At 70.1% G+C, this 3,274-nt stretch carries 3 protein-coding genes; all 3 read right to left on the reverse strand.

Annotated elements, in window-relative coordinates; genetic code table 11:
• Positions 1-57: 57 nt before the first annotated feature.
• Positions 58-480, reverse strand: coding sequence for a hypothetical protein (locus VOI19_RS16720; RefSeq protein ID WP_323794092.1), 423 nt, complete (start codon positions 478-480; stop codon positions 58-60).
• Between the two features lie 46 nt (positions 481-526).
• A complete protein-coding gene (locus tag VOI19_RS16725) occupies positions 527-1,882 on the reverse strand; it encodes an MFS transporter (RefSeq protein WP_323794093.1) in 1,356 nt (451 codons plus the stop codon).
• Positions 1,883-1,980: 98 nt separating this feature from the next.
• Positions 1,981-3,126, reverse strand: a complete 1,146-nt coding sequence (locus tag VOI19_RS16730; RefSeq protein ID WP_323794094.1) for an acyl-CoA dehydrogenase family protein — start codon at positions 3,124-3,126, stop codon at positions 1,981-1,983.
• Positions 3,127-3,274: the final 148 nt, after the last annotated feature.

The raw sequence follows: 3,274 nt of genomic DNA on the forward strand, positions 1-3,274 counted from the left end.
CGACCTCGGGCCGATCCCGGGCCTCTGCCCCTGACCTGAGCGCGCGTCAGCGGCAGGTCAACCGGCGATCCGGTCGCTTTCGGAGTCGCAGCGCTCGTCGTTGGTGAACTGCCCCAACCCGCAGGCGCCGTCCACCAGCACGCGGTCACCGAGGGGTTCATCGAGCTCGACCGAGACGTCGTACGACGTCACCTCCTCGTCGCGACACACGAGGGTGCGCACCCGCTCGGTGACGGTGATGACGACCTGCTCGGAGTTCTCCTCGACCGTGACGTCCACCTGGTCGCGGCACTCGCGGCCGTCGTAGGTGAGCTCGATCTGGCCGTCGACCAGGCGGGCAGGCTTGTCCCACGGCGTCGGCTCGTCGAGCCCGAAGAACAGGTAGCGCACCCCGCCGAAGACCGCGAGGCCCAGCAGCCCGGCCGCGACGGCCACCCAGACACCGAGTCTCAGCGACCTCGGGCGGGAGTCGGCGGCCATGCCCCTACGGTGGCACACCGGTGATCGCCTGTCCGGGCGTTCCGCACTACGGCTGGTCGATCCGACCCGGCGAGGCCTCGCCGGGCTCCAGCAGCGACGGGGGTCCGACCACGAGGGCGTCCTCGGGATCAGGAGCCGAGGCCCGCGCCTCCTCGAGGACGTCCGCTGGCACGTGCCTGGCGAGGAACCGCTCGGCCATCCGCACCGAGGGGTGCACCCCGATGGTCGCCACCACGATGATGCCGGCGATCACCAGCCACCCACCGGCACCCCAGCTCAGCGCGAGGAAGGTGTAGAGGGCCGGCGCCCAGACGCGACCGAGCGTGCCGCTGAGCTCGGAGGCGCCCTGGTAGGCACCGCGCTGGCGCGGGTCCATGAGGTCGGCCTCGAAGGACCAACCGGCGGCGGAGAGGTAGAGCTCAGCGCCGGTGACCGTGACGTGGCCCAGCCACACCAGGACGATGGTCACCCAGCCGACCGTGTCGTGGGTGACGAGCGTGATCAGGCAGGAGACCACGAAGAATCCCGAGGAGAGCCGGACGGCGCGCAGCGCGCTGGTGGTGTCCTTCACGCCGCGGGCAGCCGCCATCGGCAGGAAGATGCACATCACCGTGTTGGTGCCGAAGAGGAAGGCGAGCAGCACCCGGGGCGCGTCGGTCTCCTGCACCAGCCACAGCGGGATCACGATGTGCAGCAGCACCTGGTTGGTCCAGAAGACGCCGCCGAAGAACTCGGTCAGCAGCCACCCCGGGTTGCGCAGCGGGCCCGGGCCGGGCACCTTCACCGCGCGGTCCTCGGCCGTCCGGTCGTCGTGGGGCGCGCGCGGCAGGCGCCGGATGGCCAGCGCGTTCACGGCGAACACCGCGGCGGTGAACCAGGGCATGGCGTGCAGCAGGTCGTTGGACTCGAAGGCGAGGGCGATCCCGCCGAGCAGCGTGCCGAGGGTGAACCCGACGTTCAGGGCGGAGTACATGTAGGCGCGCGAGGCCACCCGCTCGGCGGGCGGAAGCACGTCGATCGTGTAGGCGCCGTGGGCGGCGCCCCCGAGCGCGCCGATGATCTCCATGCCCACGGCCATCAGCACGTAGCCGGTGAAGTCGTCGATGAACGGCCACAGCGAGAACATCGCGGCCTGCCCGGCGGCGCTCACGGCCCACATCCGCTTGGGACCGAACCGGTCGACCAGCTTGCCCATCGGGAGAGCGGCCAGGAACGCCGCGCCACCGGCGATCGTGAGCCCGAGGCCCACCTGGGCGGCGGTGAGCCCGACGATCTGGGTGAAGAAGACCGCGGAGCCGGTCATGAAGGCCCCGTCGCCCAGGGCGAACAGCAACGACTGCTGGGCCAGGCGGCCGGCCAACGGGGACGGCGGCGTTGCCTGACGACGGAGGGCGGCGATCACCGATGAATCCTGCGCTCTCGCGCTCACGAAGTCACATCGATATGCGTGAATGACTCGAGCCCCCGTCCCTCACGGGGACGGGGGCTCGACGAGGTGCGTCAGAGGCCGAGCTCGCGGCCGATGAGCTCCTTCATGATCTCGTTCGAGCCGGCCCAGATCTTCGAGACGCGGGCGTCGCGCCAGGCGCGGGCCACGCGGTACTCGTTCATGAAGCCGTAGCCACCGTGCAGCTGCACGCAGTGGTCGAGGACGTCGTTCTGCACCTGCGAGCTCCACCACTTCGCCTTGGCGGCGTCGACCGGGGTCAGCTCGCCCTTGTCGTGGGCCACGACGCACGAGTCGACGTAGGACTCGGCGACCTCGATGGCGGTGAACTGCTCGGCCAGCAGGAACTTGTTGTGCTGGAACTGCCCGATCGACTGGCCGAAGGCCTTGCGATCCTTGGTGTACTGCAGCGTCTCGATGAGGATCTGCTTGGCGTGCGCGACGTTGGAGATCGCGCAGCCCAGACGCTCCTGCGGCAGCTTCTGCATCATCGCGATGAAGCCGCCACCGAGCTCTCCGAGCACGTGGTCGTCGCCGAGGCGGACGTTCTCGAAGAACAGCTCGGCGGTGTCGGACTCGTCCTGGCCGACCTTGTCGAGCTTGCGGCCGCGGCTGAAGCCGGGGGCGTCGGAGGGGATCGCGAACAGGGTGATGCCGCGCGCGCCCTTCTCGGGGTCGGTGCGCACCGCGGTGATGACCAGGTCGGCGGAGTAGCCGTTGGTGATGAAGGTCTTCGAGCCGTTGATGACCCACTGGTCGCCGTCGCGCACCGCGGTGGTCTTGAGCGCGGCCAGGTCGGAACCACCGGAGGGCTCGGTCATGCCGATGGCCAGCAGGATCTCGCCGGCAGCGACGCCGGGCAGCCAGCGCTGCTTCTGCTCCTCCGTGCCGAGCTCGACGATGTACGGCGCGGTGATGTCGGCGTGGATGCCCCAGCAGGAGCCCAGCGCGGCGTTGACCTTGTTGAGCTCCTCGGCCGCGACCGCGTTGAAGCGGTAGTCGTCAGCCCCGGCGCCGCCGTATTCCTCGGGGATCTCCAGCCCCAGGAAGCCCTGCTTGCCGGCCTCGAGCCAGAACTCTCGCGGCAGCGCCTTGTCGGCGGCGTGCTGCTCGACGTTCGGGACGACCGATCGGTCGAGGAACTCCCTCACCGATGATCGGAATGCCTCGTGGTCCTCGTCGTAGATCTCGCGCTTCATGCCACCGATCCTACCGCCCAACCTACTGACGGGTAGCTCACCCGTCGGTGGTGCTGGTCCTCCCCGCGCCGGGCAGGGGCGGTGACGGCGGGCTGAGCGTCGGGGTGGGCGTCGGGGACGGCGTCCGGGTGGGCGTCGGGGACGGCGT

The organism is Nocardioides sp. (assembly GCF_034670285.1).
Taxonomy (GTDB): Bacteria; Actinomycetota; Actinomycetes; order Propionibacteriales; family Nocardioidaceae; genus Nocardioides.

What these genes read in the sequence shown, in the direction of transcription:
- VOI19_RS16720 (WP_323794092.1), bottom strand. Translation starts at nt 480, where the DNA reads ATGGCCGCCGACTCCCGCCCGAGGTCGCTGAGACTCGGTGTCTGGGTG.
- VOI19_RS16730 (WP_323794094.1), bottom strand. Translation starts at nt 3,126, where the DNA reads ATGAAGCGCGAGATCTACGACGAGGACCACGAGGCATTCCGATCATCG.